Source organism: Deinococcus roseus, assembly GCF_014646895.1.
In the GTDB taxonomy this organism is placed as follows: Bacteria; Deinococcota; Deinococci; order Deinococcales; family Deinococcaceae; genus Deinococcus_C; species Deinococcus_C roseus.
Map to the genome: position 1 here is coordinate 1 of NZ_BMOD01000045.1, position 19,966 is coordinate 19,966.

General features: G+C 56.4%; 12 protein-coding genes. 8 read left to right on the forward strand and 4 right to left on the reverse strand.

Annotated elements, in window-relative coordinates; all coding sequences use genetic code 11:
* Window positions 1-42 precede the first annotated feature (42 nt).
* The 4 genes from IEY52_RS25385 (at window position 43) to IEY52_RS25400 (ending at window position 4,715) form a co-directional block, all read left to right on the forward strand.
* Window positions 43-2,814: a Tn3 family transposase gene (locus IEY52_RS25385; RefSeq protein WP_189009110.1), complete on the forward strand. Its 2,772-nt coding sequence runs from the start codon at window positions 43-45 to the stop codon at window positions 2,812-2,814.
* A 428-nt stretch (window positions 2,815-3,242) separates the two neighbouring features.
* The gene (locus tag IEY52_RS25390; protein WP_189009112.1) at window positions 3,243-3,617 is read left to right on the forward strand and encodes a hypothetical protein; all 375 of its coding nucleotides are present in this window, start codon (window positions 3,243-3,245) and stop codon (window positions 3,615-3,617) included.
* Window positions 3,618-3,970: 353 nt separating this feature from the next.
* The gene (locus tag IEY52_RS25395) at window positions 3,971-4,549 is read left to right on the forward strand and encodes a recombinase family protein (protein WP_189009115.1); all 579 of its coding nucleotides are present in this window, start codon (window positions 3,971-3,973) and stop codon (window positions 4,547-4,549) included.
* A gap of 19 nt (window positions 4,550-4,568) precedes the next feature.
* A complete protein-coding gene (locus tag IEY52_RS25400; protein ID WP_229684980.1) occupies window positions 4,569-4,715 on the forward strand; it encodes an ATP-binding protein in 147 nt (48 codons plus the stop codon).
* Window positions 4,716-4,853: 138 nt separating this feature from the next.
* Here the strand turns inward: IEY52_RS25400 and IEY52_RS25405 are convergent, their stop codons facing one another.
* Window positions 4,854-5,456, reverse strand: a complete 603-nt coding sequence (locus IEY52_RS25405) for a TetR/AcrR family transcriptional regulator (RefSeq protein WP_189009118.1) — start codon at window positions 5,454-5,456, stop codon at window positions 4,854-4,856.
* Window positions 5,457-5,641: 185 nt separating this feature from the next.
* Here IEY52_RS25405 and IEY52_RS25410 point away from each other — a divergent pair, with 185 nt between their 5' ends.
* On the forward strand, window positions 5,642-7,111 hold the full coding sequence (locus tag IEY52_RS25410; RefSeq protein ID WP_189009121.1) for an MDR family MFS transporter: 1,470 nt from the start codon (window positions 5,642-5,644) through the stop codon (window positions 7,109-7,111).
* A gap of 417 nt (window positions 7,112-7,528) precedes the next feature.
* The gene (locus IEY52_RS25415; protein WP_189009124.1) at window positions 7,529-7,723 is read left to right on the forward strand and encodes a hypothetical protein; all 195 of its coding nucleotides are present in this window, start codon (window positions 7,529-7,531) and stop codon (window positions 7,721-7,723) included.
* A 50-nt stretch (window positions 7,724-7,773) separates the two neighbouring features.
* Here the strand turns inward: IEY52_RS25415 and IEY52_RS25420 are convergent, their stop codons facing one another.
* Genes IEY52_RS25420 through IEY52_RS25430 form a run of 3 tightly spaced genes read right to left on the reverse strand, consistent with a single transcriptional unit; the run spans window position 7,774 to window position 14,999 of the window.
* Window positions 7,774-8,784 carry a hypothetical protein gene (locus tag IEY52_RS25420; protein WP_189009127.1) on the reverse strand — a complete coding sequence of 337 codons (1,011 nt, stop codon included), beginning with the start codon at window positions 8,782-8,784 and terminating at the stop codon, window positions 7,774-7,776.
* Between the two features lie 60 nt (window positions 8,785-8,844).
* A complete protein-coding gene (locus IEY52_RS25425) occupies window positions 8,845-11,625 on the reverse strand; it encodes a DEAD/DEAH box helicase (protein ID WP_189009130.1) in 2,781 nt (926 codons plus the stop codon).
* Window positions 11,622-14,999 carry a coiled-coil domain-containing protein gene (locus IEY52_RS25430; protein ID WP_189009133.1) on the reverse strand — a complete coding sequence of 1,126 codons (3,378 nt, stop codon included), beginning with the start codon at window positions 14,997-14,999 and terminating at the stop codon, window positions 11,622-11,624. Before IEY52_RS25430 ends, IEY52_RS25425 begins: the two co-directional genes overlap by 4 nt.
* Before the next feature lie 353 nt (window positions 15,000-15,352).
* On the opposite strand from IEY52_RS25430, the gene IEY52_RS25435 reads away from it, so the two are divergent.
* The gene (locus tag IEY52_RS25435; RefSeq protein ID WP_189009136.1) at window positions 15,353-17,107 is read left to right on the forward strand and encodes a M48 family metalloprotease; all 1,755 of its coding nucleotides are present in this window, start codon (window positions 15,353-15,355) and stop codon (window positions 17,105-17,107) included.
* 18 nt (window positions 17,108-17,125) lie between these two features.
* The gene (locus IEY52_RS25440; RefSeq protein ID WP_189009139.1) at window positions 17,126-19,891 is read left to right on the forward strand and encodes a HelD family protein; all 2,766 of its coding nucleotides are present in this window, start codon (window positions 17,126-17,128) and stop codon (window positions 19,889-19,891) included.
* The last annotated feature ends 75 nt before the right edge of the window (window positions 19,892-19,966 follow it).

Sequence of the window (19,966 nt, forward strand, 5' to 3'; positions counted from 1 at the left end):
GTGTAAGATATTTGTAACTGCTCAGCATGGGAACTCTCTTATATGCTGAGCAATTACCATTTTTTATGTGGGAGATACTTAAACCGGTACACCCGCAGGTCCGCCACGGTGTACCAGCACCACCAGCGCATCCGGGAGCATTATGGGTACCAGGATTTTCACGACCCCAGGGTGCAAGCCCCGTTCCAGAAGTTCCTGAGGTCCAGGTCTTATTTAACCGCAGAACCCCTGACCAGCCTGTTCGACCTGGCCACCGGCTGGCTGATCGGTGAGCGGGTGCAACTTCCGGCTGTCACAACAATGGTGAGACTCATTGCTTCTATCAAAGAAGAAGCCGATGAAAAGCTCTATCAGGACATTGTGCAGGACCTCGGGGAAGTCCAAATTCATCAGTTAAGGAACATCCTCCACGTCCAGGAAAGCACCCACAGCACCCCTTATGATGAACTGCGCCGGGCACCCACTCGGGATTCAGCGGGTGGCATGGTGATGGCCCTGAATCGGGTAAAAGGCATTCGGGAATCCGTGCCTTTTCCACTGACCCTGCCACCCGGCCTTCCCCTCAGACGTGTGAAAATGCTGGCCAATTACGGACTGAATTCCAAAAGCAAATACCTGCTCAGGATGCCCACGGTGCGGGGTACGGCGATTTTGCGACTCTCCCTGAACCAGCTGGAGAAAGAGGCCGTGGATGACTGTCTGGAAATCTTCGATCAAATCATGGCCAAAGTGCTGGGGAAGTTGGAGCGCGAATATGTTCAGGACCGGCTGAAGAACCTGCCCAGCCTGGACCAAGCGTCCCAGACCATGAAAAAGATCCTGGCTCTCTTGCTGGATGAGTCCATCACCAGCCTGGAGGATCTCAAGCTGGCGGCCTTCAAAATCGCTTCCAAAGAGCGCCTGACAGAAGTTCTTGAAGCGGTCACGTTGCTGACCCAGACGCAGGAAGACCGCAAACTGGAGGACATCCAGCGTCGGTACAGTTATGTCCGGCACTTTTTACCCCTGATGATGACCACCATCCCTTTTCAGGCCACCAGCAGTGGAAAGAAAGTGCTGGAAGCGTGGCAGGCCCTGGGCAGACTGGAAGGCCGCAAAAAAGTGGACCTTAGAGAAGTGCCCACGGACCTGCTGGACCGCCAGTGGAAAAGCAAACTGAAAAACGAAGATGGGACGCTGAACCGTGCAGCCTACACCCTGGGGGTGTTGGAACACCTGTGGGAATCCCTCTCCAAACGAGAAATCTTCGTGGAAACCAGTGTGCGTTACACCGATCCAACGGCAAAACTCCTGTCTCCAGCAGACTGGGAGAAACAGCGCATCGAGGTGTGTCAGAGCCTAAATCTCAGCCCAGATGCAGACACCTTCATTTCGGGCATCAGTGAAGACCTGCACTTGCACTATTTGTTTGTGGCGGGACGGGTGAAGAAAAACGCCAGCCTGGTCCTGCAGGACTCCGAGGACCAGAAGTCGGTGAGGCCCCACCTGGAGAAGCTGGATGCTTTCATTGAACCAGATTCCCTGAAATGGCTCAGGGCTGAAGTCAAAAAACTGCTGCCAAAGGTGGACCTGCCAGAACTCCTCTTGGAGGTGCATTCCTGGACGGGTTTTCTGTCGATGTTTACGCACATCAGCGAAGGGAACAGCCGGGTAACCGACCTGCTCATCTCCATCTGTGCAGTTTTGACCTCCGAGGCCTGCAACATTGGGTTTGAGCCGGTCAGCCACCAGAGCCATCCAGCGTTAACCAAAGACCGCCTATCGTGGGTCAATCAGAATTATGTGCGTGTGGAGACCATTTCAGAGGCAAATGCCCGTCTGGTGAACTTCCAGAAGGACATCCCACTCGCCCAGGAATGGGGTGGGCTCGCTTCAGTGGATGGCCTGCGTTTTAAAGTGCCCGTGAGAAGCATCCATGCCAGAGCCAACCCCAAGTATTTTGGGCATGGCAGTGGGGTCACCTGGCTAAACTACGTCTCAGACTATGGAACTGGGTTTCACGGGATCGTGATTCCAGGGACCATGCGGGACTCTTTGTTTGTGCTGGACGGGCTGTTAGAACAAAACACCGAACTACAACCCAAAAGGATCACCTCAGATACCCACGGATATTCGGACATCGTGTTTGGCCTGTACCGCCTCTTGGGGTACCAGTTTTCCCCGAGACTGGCAGACTTAACCGACCAGCGGTTCTGGCGGGTGGACCGGGAAGCAGACTATGGGGCTCTGAACAAGCTGGCCCGACACAAGGTCAACACCGAGCTCATTCGGGAACACTGGGATGAAATCTTGCGTGTGGTGGGCTCTCTGACCAGTCGCACAGTCAAGGCCTCTGAAATCCTCCGGGTGCTGCAGAGGAAAGGCAAGCCGAACAAACTGGGACGGGCCATTGGGGAAATTGGTCGGATGGCCAAATCCATTCACCTGCTGCAGTACCTGGACGATGAAAGCTACCGTCGGGAGATCCGGGAACAACTGAACCTGCATGAGTCCCGCCACGCCCTGGCCAGGGAGGTGTTCCATGGCAAGAGAGGCGAACTTCGCCAAGCCTACAAGGCTGGGCAAGAAGACCAGTTGGGTGCATTGGGGCTGGTGGTGAATGCAATTTGCCTGTGGAACACCAAATACACCGGTGTGGCCTTAAAGCACCTGGAGGAACAGGGGGTCACGGTACTGAAGGAGGATGTGGAGCGGCTGTCCCCGTTCATGCGGGAGCACATCAATTTGCTGGGTCGGTACCACTTTGAGGTACCCGAGGTAGTGAAGCAGGGGTTGCTGAGGCCACTCATGATCGAGGAGGATGATTTTGAATGAGAAATATACTGTTCTGGAAGAAGAATTTTGAGTCAGACCGTACTTTTCCGTTCGAAAGATCCAGCTACCCCGTATCCTGTAGACCTTTTGCTTTCAGCAGGTCTCAGACGCGATTCAGTGCTGCCATGTACCTTGACAAAAAAGGTACATGTGGCGTGGACCCCAGGAGGTGAGAAAGCATGCTGTTTTTGATTTCGCTGCTGATTGGGCTGACCCTGGGTGCCTCATTGGCGGTGTGGTGGTGCTGATCGCAAACCACATCAGCCCCGCCCGGAACCTTGCCGACACCGCAGAACCCGCCCTCATGGTATCCCAGCAGGCCCACTGGGTTTGACTTTGAGACCACCCGCCCACAGCACCGTTTCAGGAACCACACCTCTGTAAGGATGCTGCTGGCGGTGGAAAGACAAGCAGAGTACGCTGGAACCATGCACCTGTCGCATCCTGAGCTGGCTGTGCTGGACGTGAAGGCTGCAACGGAGGAGTTGCTTTCTTACGTTGCACGGTTTGCTGATGTGGTCGTCTTGCATGCTCCTGGCCAGTCACCTCACATCCTGGGTGACCCAGTGGAGGTGTTTCACCGCCTGGCCCATAGGCAGCTTACCCCCACAGAAGCCGTGCAAGTGCCAGAAGACCTGGAGGGAAGGCTTCTGGTCTTGCTGCAACAGGTGGCAAAAGTGGGGTCCCATGTGATATTCAGGGTGACCCTCTCTCCAGCAGACCCCCAGGTGTGGGAGTGTCTGGTGCTCCGAGCCTACCAGCCCTGGGTGCAACGCGCCTTTCCGGGAGCCCTTGAACCCTGACATCAAGTGGGAGCAAGCGAGGGTTTCAGGAACGACAGACCATTCTTGGCCAGCAATGGGGCATGCACCACCTCGACCCATGCGTTAGAGGAGCTTGCTTCAGAAATTGCCAGTTTGATTCAAAGCAACTGAAGAACCCAACTTGCTTTTCGCAGCGACTGTAAGAGGCAAATCATCAGGTGAAGCAATTTTTGATCGAAGCTATTTGTCTCAAATTCGGCCATTTTTGACACTGTTGTTCCCTCAGGAACATTGGTCCTGCTGGGACAGCCAAAAACCGTCTCACAATGCCGTCTCTGAATTATAATTTCGAAATCCTCGACAAAGTTGAGTTTTGAGACTAAAGTGATCTCATGAAGAAGAACGTCCTTGTGGGATACGCCCGGGTGTCCACTGACAAGCAAAACCTGGATCTGCAGATGGATGCACTGACCGAAGAAGGTTGCTTTCGGATCTTCAAGGACGTGATGTCTGGCTCCAAGGCAGACCGTCCAGGATTTGCCGAGGCCCTGAACTACCTGCGGGAGGGAGACACCCTGGTGGTATGGAAATTGGACCGCCTGGGTCGGAGCCTGAAAAACCTGATTGAGACGGTACACCTGCTGCAATCCAGGGGAATTCACCTGTTGATCCTCAAGGAACGAATTGACACCTCGACAGCGAATGGGAAGTTGTTCCTGCACATTTTTGGTGCCCTGGCCGAGTTCGAGAGGGACATCATTCGAGAGCGCACCAAGGCTGGTCTGGAAGCAGCCAGAACCAGGAACCGGGTGGGTGGGCGACCACCGAAGCTGAAGAAAAACCAGGAGGAGATCCTGTTGCGGCTGCATGATGACCCGGCGAACAGGCCCAGAGCGATCTGGGAAGGGCTGGGGATTTCTCGGGCAACCTATTACCGCACCTTGAAGAAAAACGCCAAGAAAAATGAGTAAATCCTAAGAGCCTTTAATCTTGGCATTCACCCGGCTGGGCCTGTCGATTGCCCGCTGGATTGTGGAGAAACACGGCGGCAAAGTGTCCCTCACCAGCGTGCTGGGTGGGGGAACCACGGTGACGGTGGAGCTTCCCGTGTTCACCCTGGAAGAACAGGACGCCTGAGGGGGAGGGCTGAAGTGCATGCCTGACATGCTTTGACTCGATCTGCCCGAGAATAGGGTCACACCTGACGTGCCAGTGCCTTCCTGCAGGCTCTGTTCCCGGACCAGGGTGCAACACCGTGTCCAGCACCAGGATGTCTCAGTTCTGGGGGGTCGCCTCTTGTGGGTGGTACCCGTGTTCGATGAGGCTGCGCAGTCCCATGACGGCCAGGGGATCGGTGGAGCCATTTCCCCGAATCCAGGCGATGGCTGCCGTGGCCAGGAACAGATCACGGCCCTGCACTTCCTGACGCACCTGACCCGCATGCTGCGCAGATTGCAGGAAAGTGCTGGTGGTCTCCATGAGCTGTTCGCAGGGGTGGGTCAGGGGGTGGTTCTGTTCACACAGGCGGGCCGCGGCCACCAGGGGTTCGGGAAGGCCATGAAACACACTCAGGTAGTCTTCCAGGGCCAGCAGCCACTCACGCAGGGCTTCAAGTGGGTTGGTGAGGCCCAGAAGGTGTTGCTGACGGCCCTGCAACTCTGCGGAGTGGAACTGCAGCACTTCGGCCAGCAGGGCTTCACGGCTGGGGAAATGCCGGTAGAAGGTGGCGGGTCCCACCCCGGCGTCTCTGGCAATGGCTTCCAGTGAGGTGTTCACCCCGTGCTGCTGGAAGTGACGTCTGGCCGTTTCCAGCAGGAGGTTGCGGTTGCGGATCACATCTTTGCGGGGTCGGCGTTGAGGGATGGGGGCTTCTGGCATACTCCTCCTTGAGCAATTGGAATCGCTGTCCTTGACAATACGGAGTCTACCTCCATATTGTGAGAAAGGCAAACGGATGCAGCATCCGTTTTGATTCCACTTTCTGGAGGCCCATTCATGAATGCACTGCATCACATCCCACCGATCCTGCACCCCCCAACGAACACAATGCACGGTCCCACCCGATGAGCGCTGCACCCCAGACCCTGACCGGGCAAGACCGGCGCAACCAGGGGGTGATCCTGGTGCTCCTGATCGCCACCTTTGTGGTGGTGCTCAACGAGACCATCATGAACGTGGCCCTGCCCACCCTGATCAGCGAATTCAAGGTCAGCGCCAGTGTGGCCCAGTGGCTGGCCACCGGCTTCATGCTGACCATGGCCGTGGTCATCCCCATCACCGGGTTTGTGATCCAGCGCCTCACCTCCCGCAGCGTGTATTTCATTGCCATGGGCACCTTCAGCCTGGGCACCCTGCTGGCCGGCCTTGCCCCCAGTTTTGAAGTGCTGCTGCTGGCCCGGGTGGTGCAGGCCATCGGCACCGCCCTGATGATTCCACTGCTCTTCACCACCATCCTCACCGTGGTTCCTGCCGAGCGCCGTGGGGCCACCATGGGCTTCATCAGCATCGTGATCTCGGTGGCCCCCGCACTGGGACCCACCATCAGCGGACTGATTTTGCAAGCCATGTCCTGGCGGTACATGTTCATCTTCGTGCTGCCCTTCGCCGTTGCCGCCCTGCTCTACGGCATCAGGACCCTGGTGAATGTGGGAGAGACCCGCCACCAGACCCTGGACCTCATTTCCCTTCCCCTTTCTGCGGTGGGTTTTGGTGGACTGGTGTACGCCCTCAGCCGCCTGGGGGAGTCCCCTGCGGGCTTCAGTGACCCCTGGGTCTCGGTACCCCTGCTGCTCAGTGGGGTCAGCCTGGTGCTGTTCGTGGTGCGGCAACGCACCCTGGAACGCCAGGACCGCCCCCTGCTGGACTTGCGTGCCCTGCAATACCCGATTTACACCCTGGGGCTGCTGCTGATGGTGATGCTGTCCATTGCCTTTTTTGGCGGAGCCATCCTGCTGCCGATCTACGTGCAGGAGGTCCGTGGGCTGAGCACCCTGCAAACCGGCCTGCTGGTCCTGCCCGGAGGGGTCCTGATGGGCGTGCTTGCCCCCGCCATTGGCCGCCTGTACGACCGCATCGGTCCAGCCTGGCTGGCCACCCCCGGAGCCGTGCTGCTGGCCTTTTCCCTGTGGTGCTTCAGCCGCATCACCCCCGAGGTCAGCGTGCCTGTCCTGCTGGGGCTGCACATCCTGATGAGCATCGGGCTGGCGTTTCTGTTCACCCCGGTGTTCACCGCTGGAATGAGCCCGCTGCCCGCAAGGCTGTATGCCCACGGCAGCGCCATCCTCAACACCCTGCAACAGGTGGCGGGAGCAGCAGGCACGGCGCTGCTCATCACCATCATGAGCAGTGAAACCCACCGGGTCCTGACCAGCGGGACGGTCCTGCACCTGGCGCAGGCCGCAGGGGTGCGGCAGGCCTTTGCTGCTGCGACAACCATTGCACTGGTGGTTTTGTTGCTCTCCCCTTTCATGCGTCGCGCCCCGGCAGTCAAAGAGGCAGAACACGGCCAGGCACCTGTTCCCAGCGGGGATTGACAGCTGCAAAACAATGGATTCCACACCCACTGCCATCCCTGAACCCGGGGATGGCCGCATTCTGTTGCAAGGAAAAGTGCAAGGCTCTTGCGCGATTTTGGGTTGAATGGGTCTTGACCCATCAACACCGGTGAAAAAACATAAACTGGAAACCATCTCCTCAGAATGGACATGTGTGGAGCCCCTGACCAGAAAGGCCAGCCCATGAATGAGTTGTTTGATCTGACCATGCTGCAACTGGTTGAGTGGGGTTCGTGTTCGGTTGGCTCTTGCAGCGGGCTTCCTGGTGCGTCTGGTGCAACAGGGTGTGGACTTGCATCCATCCCTTTCCACCTCTCCCCCACCGAACCTACAACAAAAAAAGCACCTCAACAAACTTCGGAAGTCTCCCCTGTTCACACGCCAAGCGTACACACGGTGCGCTCTCTGCTGGGCGCCCTCGAAAAAGAACTCGGCACCCGGCAACTGCAAACCCTCTACGACCACCTTGAAAGGGGCACCCTGGACCTCGCAACCATGGAAACCCTCGCCATCCACATACGCCTGCCGGATCAGCGGGAAGAGGCCACGGAGGCACTGAGAAGGCTGCTCTCCACCCTTCCACCCACCTGATCAGGGTGGGGCCACCCAGGATCAGGTTGCCCATGGGCCGCCCCACCGACTCATTCAAAAAACTGCACGCACACCTTGCGGAAGGTCTGATCGGGAACAAACAGGAAAGACCCCGCTTCCAGGGAAACATAACCCAGAGGCACCTGTGGGTTTCGCATGTACAGCAAATCAGACATGACCTGCATCACCCTCTCAATGGTGGCATCGTCTCCCCGCACTGAAGGAGAACCCTGGCAGTCAGGGTCCTGTCGCTGAATCACACGATTGCCCATCTGCTGAAGAAAAACCTCCAGGAAAACTTTCTTGGATTTTGGTTTTGATGCAGAAGTGGCTTTCAGGGGGCCTGAAAAAACCTCCACTTTGTGGCCATAAGGGTTGTCCGGTGCCTGGGCTCCAGATTTGATCAACGTCAATTTTCCTTCACATTTGCCCCGATACTGATCAAAGCTGAACTTCGGAATCTTGCCGGGCACCACCTTCAACACGTTGACGTTTTTGCCCTTCTGAAACCCACTGCAGTCGTCCTGGCCAACCTCAAACTCCCACAGCTGGGTGGGGATGTTTTTTCGGTACTCGAAGATGGTGACCCAGTCTTCAGAAGTGCCCGTACCTGTGAAGCCACCCCACAACAAAAATTCCCTCACCCCATTGCGATTGATGTCCTTGAGGGCCAGCATCTTGAAATACAGGGACTTCAGCAGGTGATGTTGCACCACCTTGCCATTTCGCACCAGCACCAGACCCAGCATGTTGTACTGTCGGTTGAAGCAGTAAGTGTACAGGTAAAGCACTTCCTGGGTGTTCGGTTGCAAAAATGGACCAGGTGCAATCCCCTGGATGGTGAAGTCGTTGCCTGAGCAGTATTCCATTTTGTTCTCGTCCTGCCACATGTTCTTTCTGGCCGCCGCATCTGCAAGGCCTCGAATCATCTTTTCTTCCTGGGCCGTTGGTTTTGGCTCGGGATCGGATGTTCTCGGGTCATAGGCCACTTTGCTCTGGGCATGACCCAGCTGGCCCACCTGCCCGAAGATCATCAGAAACACCAAGAGGGCTTTTCGCATCTTGAAGACTCCTTTCACTGCATCTTGATTCAGGACCTGCACAACAACGGTTGCATTTTCTCAACCCTGACCAGCTTGCACAGCAGGTTGCAGCCACGCCACCCCCACCACCCTGGCGTCCACCGGAATGGTTCGGTTTTTGGCTTTGTGAACGAGCACCTGCTCCAGTGCAGCTGCCAGGGGCTCCCTGGGCAGAGGCACGGTTTTGTCATGACAGGGTGGTTCAGTCTCGAGGAGGCTTACCAGCACCTCCGGTGGATTGACCTGCCACCTGCTCCCATCAAAGTGCATCAGCACGTACTCTTCCCTGAGGATCATGCCCTGATCGTTCTGCCACACCAGAACAGCCCCCACCAACACCCCCTGGCCGTGCAAGGTGGACACGGGCTCGGAAAACTCCACCCCCAGGGCCACCCCCAGCAGGTACCTGAGCAGGGGGTGACTCATGTCCAGGTGGGTGGTTTCTCTGGAACGCAAAGCAAGGTTGCGGTTGAAGGTGACCTTCAGGTTGTGACGGATGCCGGTGTCCCTGCGCACCTGCTCAGGAAGTTTGATTTCCCACACTTCACCCTTGTGGAGACGCGCGACCACTTCAATTCCGGTGACTTTGACCATGCCCTCCAGGAAGTTCTGCAGGTGATCCGGGGTCACCTGCAACTGGTCTTTCATCCACTCCTGGCTGAAACCAGAAGCGTGACTGAGCAGTTCTTGCTGTCTGGCTGCGGCATCACGGGCAAAAGACAGGGCCTCTTCCAGCTGGCTGCGGGTCTGCTCGCGGGTGGCGTGTGCAGCCTGGGTGAGCAGTTCCTCCACCTGCAAAGCCGAAGCCAGTTGACCGAGAATTTCATCTTGCAGACCGTCCCCGTAATCCCCACTGACCTTGCAGAGGTCCGCAGTCACCTGACTGAGGCGCTCGTACATGGTGGAAAGGATCTCGCTGTCCAGGGTGTCTGCAGACTGCAAGTTGAACACCACCACATTCCGGTTCTGCCCGTAGCGGTACAGGCGACCCACCCGCTGCACCAGCCGCATGGGATTCCACGGCAGATCGTAATTGACCATGATGTGGCAGTTTCTTTGCAGGTTCAGGCCCTCTCCTCCAGCCTCGGTGGAAATCAAAAACTGGGCTTCGGAATCGAAACCCTCAATGACCTGCCTGCGCTCCTCAAGGGACATCGAACCGTTCAACAACCGCACCTTGCCCGGGTGCTCTTTTTCCAGGGCTTTGCGGATGTCTTCCTGGGTGGACCGGTACTCCGTGAAAATCAGCAGCTTCTCGTGAGGGCTTTGTTTCAAAACCTGCGGCAGAACATGCTCCATCAGGGTCTGTTTTTTGCTGTCGGTCGGGACCAGCCTCCGGCCCAGCTCAATCAGGTCCTTGAGCAAATGTTCCTCTCCCACAAAAAACGGGATGCTGTCGGTCTGGGAGGCCGCCTGTTCCTCTTGCTCCACATAACGCTCATCTTCAACCAGGGTGGGGTTCCTGGCTTCATCCTCATGGTTCAGTTTCTGCAGTCGCCTTTCAAGGGCGGAAGTGATCGCTTCAAAGCTGCTGGAGGCCAGCTTGCGGTACACGGTCATCACAAAACCGATGGCCAGACCCTTGTGGCCCAGTTCACGGCTGCGGGCATAACCGTTTTTCAGGTACAGCCTGAGTTGCCGGTCAAAAACCTTTTCCATTTCAGAGAGGGGCACATCCACCCGGTGGGTGGACTTGTGTTTGAAGAGCAGCTTGCCGTCCTTGTCGGTGACTTCCGACTTGCGGTTTCGGATGATCACATCCCGGAGCACTTCCGGCTGGATCTGCACCCGGTCCAGCTGCCTGCGCCAGGCCTCACCGGGCCGCAAGAGCTCGAGCAGGGCACGAAAACGGTCCATCTTGCCCTGGTGGGGGGTCCCGGTGAGGAGGAGCACGTTGCGGCTGCGGTTGCGGAGGTGCCGGGCCAGCTCGTAGCGTTCGGAGGCCACAAAACTGTTGCCGTACTGGGAGCGGGTCAGACGGTGGGCCTCATCAAAAATCACGTAATCCCAGTCGTCGGCGGCCAGCAGGGTCTCCAGGTGGTTTTCCTGCTTGGCCCGGTCCAGGGAGACAATCACCTGGTTTTTGCCATGCCAGTGCCGGGGGTCCTGAATGAAAAAGTCCTGCCCGTAAATCTGGAAGTCCCTGAGATTGAATTTGGAGCTCATTTCCTCCTGCCACTGCCGGGTCAGTCCAGCGGGCACCACAATCAGAAAGCGCCTGAGGCCCCTCGATTGCAGGGCGGTGATCAGGAGGCCCACCGAGATGGTTTTCCCCAGCCCCACATCGTCGGCAATCAGCCAGTTGAGGCTCCCCGAGGTGAGAATGCGGTGAACCAGGGACACCTGGTGGGGCAAGGGGTCGATGTCCAGTTGGCTCAGGGCCCCGGTGTTGTGCTGCCAGTGCTGGATCAGGTGGGCCAGTTGCTGCAGACGGAAACGCTCCGGGTGATGCCCTCTGGGGAGTCGACCTCTGGCCAGCAGGGTGTAAGGGGAGGTGTTCACCCGGATGCACTGCCAGGGAAACCAGTGGGTGTCGTTGGTCTGATAAAGGTGGACCAGCACCTGCTCCATTCCTGCGAAGACCCGCTGGGTGATGATTTTGCCCTCACCCAGCCGATCTGAGAGGTTCATGCGGTAAACCGTCACCTCCGCTCCCACCATCAGGCCACTGCGAAGTTCCTGCACCGGCAGGTGGCTCACCATCTGGTCGTCCCACTGCACTTTGGCCCTGGGTGTGGGGTGCTGCACCACTTCGAGCACTTTGGCCCGGCGTTCGGGTCGACTGGGGTGTTTGATCAGGGATCCAGGGACGGGAATCACAGGGCCTCCAAAAGACCGGTGACATAAATGTCAATGGCCATTCCATCGGGACAGGTGGTGATCAGGTGCTCCAGCACCAGGAGGCCACTGGCTTCATTGCGAAACCAGGGGTGAATTCGGTGAAGCTCCAGCACCTGCGTCAGGGTCAGTTCACAATCCAACACCGAGGGGCACCCCCAGAACAGTTTGACGAAAGCCAGCGAATGCTCCCATGAAAGCATGCCGGGACGACACACCACTTCTCCCAGGCAGCGGCTGCGAAAACTGAACTCGGGCATGGTTTGAATCAGCTCCCGCACCCGGTAAGCCCTTTCAATGTCTGCGGGGTCGTGTCCACCTGAGAGCAGCGTTTTGAGGGTCACCAGTCGTTTGCCAATGCGCGCCTGGTCCAGGGTCTCCGAAAAGAAATCGAATCCTTGCAAAACGTCATATTGGAAAGCCAACTCTGCTGCACGTTGTTCAGCAATTCGGGTGGTGGTGAGACGTCCATCATCCACTGCACTTGCAGGCTCTGCCACTGCGGTCTCGTCGTCGAGATCCCAGAGGTCAATGCCATCTTCGTCTCTGACCTCATCAGGGCCAGAATCCGGGAACATTTCAAAATCCAGATCCTGGAACTCTGGCAGGGGGACCTGCTGCACCACCGGCCCGTCCATGAAATCCCAGGGCTCAAAGAGCTCCGGGGCAGGGTCCACCTCCAGCCCATCCAGATGTTCTTCGTCCGTCGGTGAAACCTGGACGAGTTGCAGTTCAAAAAGCCCGTCAAAATCTTCAGCTTTCTCCACCAGCGCCACTCCCTGAGCATTCTGTTCAAAAACGTCTGGCGCCAGAATTTGATCTTGTTGGGTCATTTCATCCAGATCTGAATGGGCCGTGGAAAATTCCAGGCCAGCCGGCTTCAGTTCTGGAATAAAATCCAGGAGCGGTGACTGCCACTGGGCACGCCTGAGGGGTTCAAAACCCAGGTGGTTTCTGGGGGTGAGGACCTCCATGCGAAGGGTCAGGCCCTGCACTTCGTCTTGCAGGTGGTGTTGCAGCACCTGCCATCTGTGTGGGCTGGTGCCAGGGAAATGCCCAGTCAGGGCGTCAAGTGCAGGCTGAACCACCTGGAAGTTCGGGGTTTTTTCGAAAGCCTGCTGGTACTCCTTCAGCTGTGAGAGACTGCATTTCAGCAGCAGGATGTCCTGTTCACTGGGAGTGCAGCTTTCAAGGGCCACCTGCAGGGTCTTTGCAGATGCCCGCAAATTCTCCAGTTTTTTCTGCTGGTGCAGGCAGGCTTGCTGGTGGTTTGTGCATCCTGGCTTCCAGTGCATCTGCAACTGATTGTCCAGCCGAGTAAGGGCCTTTTGCTTGCGGGCCAGAACCGTTTTTTGCGTTGCCGTGAGCGAACCCTTTTTTTCCTGAAGTTCTGCCACCTGCCGCCCCAGCAGGTCCAAGGTGCCAAAATCTGACACCCATGCTTCACATTCCTGAATGTCCTGCAAGATGGATTTGCGTTTGTCAAAGAGGGTCTGCCAGAGCTGCTGGCGCTGTGCAGCCTGTTGCCTGAGGTGATGAAGGTCCTCTTTGAGGCTGTTCCGCAAACCCTTAGGAACATGCACAAGATGCTTGACTGGCACCTCCTGCAGGTGCCGCACGATTTCTTCAAGCACACTGAGCCGTTTGATTGCCTGCTGCAGGGCTTTTAGGGTGACCTGCTGGGCCTGTTGCAGCTGAAAAAGCCATCCTGCAGTGAGCAACCCGGAGCATTCAAACAGCTGCCTGGTTTGTGGGTCCAGAGGAAAGGCAGACCCATTGACCTCTGCAGGACGTTCACGGATGGATTCCTTAACCATCGGTACGGGGCTTTCGGTGAAGGAAAGGTCTTCTGAGAACAGGGCAGTGTCCTCCACCTCTTCAACTTCAAAAAAGAGGGCCGGGAGGGAAGTGAATGCTTCGCTGTCCCACAGGCCAGGCTGATGAGAGGAGACAGGCGTTTTTACCTGAGGAGCAGGCTGCACGTGTTCAAAGAGCTGCACAGGCTGAAGAAAAGCCTCGTCCAGCAAATGGTCATCTGATGACTCGACCTGTTCTGTAAATGTCAGACTCTGTCCTTCTGACGGATCCAGAAACACCGGATCAAGGTCCAGTTGTGCCGAAGGAGCAGCAGACAAAAGTTCATCAGAAGCCAGGCCCAGTGCCTCGACTTCAAGGGTGCCTGTTTCTGTGTGGACTTCCTCTGATTCGGTGCCCAGCACAGCCAAATCGGTCACAGCTTGCAACTGGACCGTTTCTGTTTTCTGGTGTTGATCCTGCTGGGTCAGCAAAGTCAGACGCATGACAAGCACCTCCAGCAGCTGTTGCTGCAGGGCCACTGAGTCATTTGTCTCCGTTGTCAATGCGGGGGTGTCTTCCCGCGCTGACTCCACCTGCAAGAAAACATGCAAACTGTGTTGCGTTTTGGGGAAAACGGGGGCTGCAAACCCTTTTTGTTGGTTGGGCGGGTCCAGCAACTTCAGGGCCACAGCAAGACCAGCCACCTGATCTCTGGCGGCGCTGAACTCCTGCTGTGCCTGAGTCAGGGAGCTGATGTGTGGAAATTTCTGCTGAATGTCCCTGAGCAGGGCGTCGTGCCTTTCCAGGGCTTCTCTGGCCTCAAAAGCCACCTGATAAAGTTCACATTGAGACCGGTGAAACTTCAGCACCTGTTGCTCCTCAGGGGTGAGGCGCATGGTGAGCCGCTCATGGTGCAGGGTTTCTTTCTCCTGCCGCGTGATTTGCAATCTGGAGTGGCACGTCTTCCATCCCTGTTGCACGGTGGTGGCCCCGAGAATTTCCATGACCAGCCTCAGGCCCTGTTCCAGGGTTTTCATTTCTGCCTGTTTGCGCTGGTGCTCGGCCCTGTACTGGGGCAAGAGCAGCTTCATACGGTGACCGATGCCCTGCTCTTTCAGCTCCTCTTGCAAAACCATCCAGCGGGTCAGCGATTGCAACACCCTCTCGTGTTCCTCAATGATTGCAGTGAGCTGGCTCAAGCGGGATTGCATCTGATCCAGCTCACCCTTGCGCCGGGTGGCCTGCTGGTGAAGGGTTCTCAGGTCTGCTTTTTGCAAGATGGGCAACAGGGCCTGTGGAACCACCACCAGACGGTGTTCCTCAAGCGCCAGATCCACACCGGACAGTCCTTCCTGATGGGCCTGCCACAGGTTCAGCAGGCGCTTTGCCTGATCGAACTGGGCTTGAGCCAGCTGATTTGCTTCTCGCAGGTGCCAGTGTCTGGAGACTTCACCCCCGAAGTCTGTTTTCAGCAGATCTGTGCACCTCGCAAATCCTGAGGTGTTGGCTGTCTGCAAAGAAGTGAGGTGGATGGTGGACGGAACTGCGGACAGGGTCATGGTCACCTTTTCATGGAAAACGGAACAGCTGAACTTGTGGCGGCCTCTTGCTTTTGTGCTTTCAGCATACAACTGTTGAGCGACACATAACGACGCGTGGTCTTTGAATTGTCAGAGAACCCGTGTATTGTCAAAAATTTGTAACTTTCTGTGGCAATATGCTTTGATTTGCACCCTTTCCTTTTCTCTGTTGATGTTTTGCTTCGTCAAATTCCCGGTTTCTTCAAAATTCATCACCAGACATACGATATGCATCCAGTAAGCTGGGATCAGCCCACACATCCCTGCGACACTTCCTGACGCACGCAGGTGGTTCAATCAAATCAAACTCGCTTCGTGAAAGGTTCCTGCTCATGACCCACCGACTCTCCCAGGCCCAATGGAACACCCAGCATCCCATTCAGGACTTTCCAGGCCTGCAATCCCACCACTACGAGCACCCAGATGACCGCCGACTGCTCAGCACCGCACGCAACGTCAAAGGGTTTGACACGATGTTCAAGGCCCTTTCAGGAGCCATGTTCGAACGTCAGGGGTACCTGATGGATCTGGCCAATCACATCCGGGTGGGTCCCTTCCAGCATCCGCAACTGTATCGGGTGTTCCAGGAAACCGTCAGGGCCCTGGACATTCCTGAACCTGAGCTCTTCATCAGCAACAGACCCGGCATCAACGCTTACGCCACAGGAAGCAACAAGCCTTACGTGGTGTTGCACGCCGATCTGCTGCACGTCATGAGCAGCCGTGAAATCCAGTGGGTGATTGCTCACGAGCTTGGTCACATCAAAAGCGGACATGTGCTCTACCAGTCCATGATGCAGGTTCTGACCTCCGGTGCCATCAACCTCATTCCTGGGATCGGCATCCTGTTCCAGCAGGGATTGCAGCAGGCCCTGATGCTGGGACTCATGCACTGGTCCAGGGTGGCCGAATTCACCGCAGACCGGGCCGCTGCCCTGGTGACCGGTTCGCCTGAACTCGGAGTCCAGACCCTGCTCAAACTCGCTGGTGGCTGGGTGGACCCGGACCATTTCAACCTGGAAGCCTTCATGAAGCAGGGAGAGGAGTTCAGCAGCATCAGTGACACCTTCAGTGGCAAGGTCTACAACCTGATGTCTGGGGTGCTGGAAATGACCCACCCTTACCCGGTGATCCGTGCCAAAGCCCTGCAGGAGTGGCATCAGTCCAGCACCTACCAGGGTCTGGTGCGGCAGGAGCATCTTCAGGGCCTCGACCAGCACTACCGGCTCTACCCCCATCCGGGTGCCAAGTGTGAAAAATGCAGTGCTTTTGTGGCCGACCAGCATGAGCAGTGCCCCAACTGCCAGCACCCCAGGGCCAGCCAGACCCTCCACATGTCCTTGCCCGATGAAATCAAGTGCACCTGCCACCACTGCCAGAAGACCAACAGCCGCTATCAGGTCTACTGCTTCCACTGCGGGGAGAAAATTCAGGACCACCTGTTCAAAACCGTCAAACCCCAGGAATCCACCGAAGTCAGCCGTGAAGCGGGCAGTGTCACCCCCAGAGCCTCAAAGGCCCAGTACAGCACCAGCAAACTGACCGGAGGGCTGGGAAACCTGGTGAACCAGTCCCTCAAAGGCAACGAACAACTGGTCCTGGAATCCGAAACCAACATGGGCATCGGTCTGGCCTTCACAACCGAACGCATCCTGGTGGTCAAAGCCGGGCTGGTGGCTGCAGGTGGATTTGGGAAAACGGTACAGCACTCGTTTTACTACGATGACATCGAGGATCTTCATTTGAAACGCGGCAAACCCCTGCCAAAGCCAGGACAGGACCCCAACACCATCAAAGAACTGCTGGTCTTCGCGGTTCAACAAAAAAACAAGAGCCTGCCCACCAACCTTTTTGTGGATGTACCTTTGCTGGAACAGACCAGCATCCTGATCGTGCAAAACGACACTCAGTTCAACAGTCTGAAAGGCTTTCTGAATCACTTCCAGTGGAAAACTGCACCTCAGGCAGAGCGACCCCCCACAACCCCAGAATCAACACCTGATCTGATGATGCTGCTGCGCATGCTGGACAGCGGAAAAATCAGCCAGGAACAGTTTGAAGCTCTTTCCAGCAGGCTGCAGGCCTGAGATGGCCAGGGGGGAGCAATGAATCCCGAGGAGCACCCAGAATACCGTCAGGAAAAACAAACCCTTCGTGAAACTGCTCTGCTGATCGAACAGGACATTGAAGCGCAGCGCAATGGATACATGGAGGGTGGCGGCAACCTCTGGACCAATCGGTCCATCAACCGCAACATCCGCGAAGATACCCTGAAGAGTCTGGAAGACAATCAATACAAACCCTACTTTGCCCGCCTTGAATTTCTGGACAGCAGTGGAAAAAAGCAGAACTATTATTTTGGGAGAACCCACATCCAGTTGCCTCACATCACGGTGCTCAGCTGGCAGTCTCCAGTGTATTCCCTGTTCATTCAGGGAAACAGCCAGAAGCAAAGTTACCATGTGCCTGCCCGAAACAAAACCCATCAGGTGCAGCTGTTGCTGAAGCGGCGTTTTGAGCTGAGTCTTCACGACATTCATTTCATCAAAGACGAGGCAGATTACCGAAAAGGTGCCACTCGCGCCCCAACCAACCAGGACTCTTTCCTGATCCGCAAGCTTCAACAGCGGGGAAATCCGGGCCTGCAGGACATTGTGGAAACCATCCAGATCGATCAGGACCGCATCATCCGTGCTCCTTTGAATGTCTCTCTGGTCCTGCATGGGGTGGCTGGAAGTGGCAAAACCTCAGTGGCTTTCCACCGTCTCGCCTACCTGCTTTTTGATGAAACAGGCCACAACCTGACGCCAGACGATGTGCTGGTGCTGGCACCCAGTCGCCGGTTCCTGCATCATGTTCGTGATCTGCTGCCCGCCCTGGGGGTCAAAGGGGTGCAGCAGATCACGTTTTTTGACTGGGTGTTTCAGCAATTCAACAACGATTCCGGGGTGGAGTTCAACCCTGAGGATTACAGTCTGGAGGACAGCCACTTTGAGGGTTTTCTGGAGGCGCAGACCAGCCCTCATCAGCAACAGGTGTGGCAGGCAGCCACGGTGAAAAATTCACTCAAATTCCTGGAATTGATTGAACGGTACACCCAGAACCTTTATGCCCGGGTGCAACTCCCAGAAGATGATGTGGTGCTCGAAGAACAACTTGGCGTACAGAAAGTGAAAGTGACCTTCAAACCCCAGCAGGTGAGAAAGGCGCTTTCAAGTGCATTTGAAATGCACAGTGGGTACACCGAACGGAGACAGCAATTTCTGCAAAACCTTCAAAATCATTTTCTGGAACTGCACGAACAACGGTTCTGGACGCCAAGGGACCACGAAGACCGCCGTTACATTCAGGCCATGTCAGCCCGGATCAACATCCATTTTGGCCGCCTTTACCGCAGGTTCAACCTGATGGCGTTCTACCAGGAGCTCTTTGAGCCACGCACGCTCTTTCAGGTGGACCAGGGACTGCTGGAAATCTGGGAACTCTCCGCACTACAGCAGGAACCTGCCAGAAAAACCCGGAACAAGAACCCGGAGGATGCAGGTGAAAAAGAGCAGGAAGAACGCTTGCAGCTGGACATGACCGACGTGGCTCCACTATATGCGCTTTACCTGAGCCTGAAAGGCAAAGCAGAACCCACTTACCGGCACATCATCATCGATGAGGCCCAGGACTTCACCCCACTACAACTGGCCCTCCTGCGCCAGCACAACACCGAAGGTTCTTTCACCATTGTGGGTGACACGGCACAAAACATTTTTGCGCACCGGGGTCTGGACGACTGGAGCGCCATCAAAGAGGTGATGGGACCTTCAGCCATCAGTGAGAAAATCACCCAGAATTACCGCAGCACACATGAGATTGTGCTGTTTGGCAATGCAGTGCAGCAGGTGGTGCGCGGTCAGCATGCCCTCAAGGCAGTTCCGGTGGCCCGTCATGGTCAGAAACCCGTGCTTCACCAATCTGATCAACTGGATTTGCTGCTCAAGTCCATGCTGGACACTTTGCATCACCTGGCCCACCAGGGCAGGAAAAACATTGCAGTGCTCACCCGTGACCGCAAACAGGCCCAGAACCTCAGCACCTGGCTCAGCGGCCAGAAGGTGCATCACAACTTGCAACTCGACAACAACCCTCCTGCGGGAACCCAGACTCAGGATTCCATCCTCAGTGTGCTTCCTGCAGCCGTCTCGAAGGGCATGGAATTCGAAGCCGTTCTGGTGTATGACACCAGCGAAGACAACTATCCTGTCCTCAACCCACTGCTTGGAAAACTGCTTTTCGTGGCAGTCTCCAGAGCACTGCATGAACTGTACCTGTTCTCACTGGGACGTCCCTCCGGGCACCTCAGGGCCACACCAGGATTGTGCAAACACCTCCATCATCCCGCACCAGATGCTGGACTACCAGCCGTGAAAACCCCTGTTGCCACCTCTCCTGGTTCAAAACCAAATCCCAGCTTCCAGAAACCCAGAACGCATCAGGTGATCCGCCTCAAACCTCATTTGACCTCCTATCAGGGGTTGCAAGTGACCCTTCAGGGCTCAGGACAGTCGCTGCCCACGGATGACCTGCTCCATTTCCGGCGCATCCGCGAAGCACTGCAAGACCTTCTGGGCGAGGATTTCGTGAGGGAAATGGACTCAGCCGTGGCAAAAGGACATCAGCACATCAACACAGACCTGATCCGCCTCTTGCAACTGGGCATCACCTCCCTGCAGAGCAAGAAGAAGCCAGGGACCCAGCGACCTCAGAATGTTCCTGAAGCGGTGTGGCAATCCTGGCTGCATCATTTTGAGGAACACCGAAAGCAATTGTTGACCCCTGAACTCCGGAGTTTGCAATTCGAGCTGTATTTCAATCCTGGGTAGTCCGCTGTGATGATCACGCACCCCTCAGGGCATGAAGTGGTGTGGCAAGCAATTCACCCAGGGTAAAAACCTGAT